Raw genomic sequence first — 1,478 nt, 5'->3', positions numbered from 1 at the left:
CAGGCTGTGGAGAAAGTCTTCTCTACAGCCTGTTTTTGTGTCTGAACCTCTTTTTATGTGTCAACACTGATAAAAAAGAGGAAAAGGAGAGAGTTTTTATGATGGGTGCTTTAAAAAATCATCGTGATGAACGTGTATCTGTTTCTGTAGAAGAGTTGGTTCCACAAGATCATTTCCTTCGTGCGATTGAAGCGACAATTAGTTTTGATTTTATTGAAGAGAAATTACGCCCTTATTACTGTGAAAACAATGGACGTCCGTCAATCCATCCTATCGTTTTATTTAAAATGATGTTTATTGGATATTTTTACGGTATTCGTTCGGAGCGTCAATTGGAAAAAGAGATTAAAACGAATATCGCCTACCGTTGGTTTTTAGGGTTTTCTCTATCAGATACTATTCCAGATCATTCTACAATCAGTTGGAATCGCCGTACCCGCTTTATTCATACAAATATTTTCGAAGAAATTTTTGATGAGATCGTGAGGCAAGCGACAGAGCACCGGATGGTGGGAGGACGTGCGCTAATGACAGATTCTACGCACATTAAGGCCAATGCCAATAAGAATAAATTTGTACATAAATATAAAAAAGAAAAAGCAAAGTTTTATATAGATGAGCTAGAAGCTGCGGTAATCGAAGATCGTAAGGTACATGGAAAAAAGAATTAAAACCTAGAGAGGAAAGTGATACCCCTACCAAAAAAACTCGTATAAGTACAACGGATCCAGATAGTGGATTTTTAATGAGAGATGGAAAACCGAACGGTTTTCATTTCTTAGACCATCGTACGACTGATGCGAAGTACAATATTATTACAGATACCTATGTAACGGCTGGAAATATGGCAGATTCCGAGCCATATTTAGCACGCCTCCAAGCTCAAATTGATAAATTCGGGTTCAAAGTAGAAGCTGTAGCTCTTGATGCAGGCTATTTTACGAGCTATATCTGTAAGAAATTATCGGAGAGAAATATATTTATGGTGATGGGGTATCGCCGATTTGGAAAAAGAAATAAAGAAGTACCAAAAAGCCAATTTAAATATGTAGAAGAAATGAATGCATTCGCTTGTCCGATGGGGTGTATTTTAGAGTATGCGACAACGGATCGTGAAGGATATCGTAAATATAAATCGAAGCCAGAAGACTGCGCTGTTTGTCCGCTACGTGAGGTATGTTTTTCAAAGAAACAAAAACAAAAAGTTATCACTCATCATATATGGGAGAAATATAAGGATATCGCTAGAAAAAACAAACTAACAGTTACAGGGAAAAAGTTGTACAAAGTACGCTGTTCAACTATAGAGCGAAGCTTTGCAGACGCCAAAGAACTACATGGCTATCGATATGCTCGATTTCGAGGGCTGAAGTCTGTCCAAATGCAGGCTTATCTCACCGCAGCTTGTCAAAACATGAAAAAAATAGCCCTCCATCTGACCAAAAAAGGTCTGGTGGAGGGCTATTTTTTTTGAAACT

Annotated in this window: 1 protein-coding gene; it reads left to right on the top strand. The window is 37.9% G+C overall.

Annotated features, from left to right (window positions below):
• Nucleotides 1–98 precede the first annotated feature (98 nt).
• Nucleotides 99–1,474, top strand: a protein-coding gene (locus tag RT27_RS32380; RefSeq protein ID WP_156137708.1) for an IS1182 family transposase whose coding sequence is annotated in 2 segments (ribosomal slippage) — nucleotides 99–660 and nucleotides 660–1,474 — 1,377 coding nt in all. Because the reading frame shifts where the segments join, the coding sequence is not laid out codon by codon here.
• Nucleotides 1,475–1,478 lie beyond the last annotated feature (4 nt).

The sequence above is a fragment of the Bacillus sp. L_1B0_5 genome (genome assembly GCF_000836715.1).
Taxonomy (GTDB): Bacteria; Bacillota; Bacilli; order Bacillales; family Bacillaceae_G; genus Bacillus_A; species Bacillus_A thuringiensis_S.
This window is presented reverse-complemented; position numbering and strand designations above follow the sequence as displayed.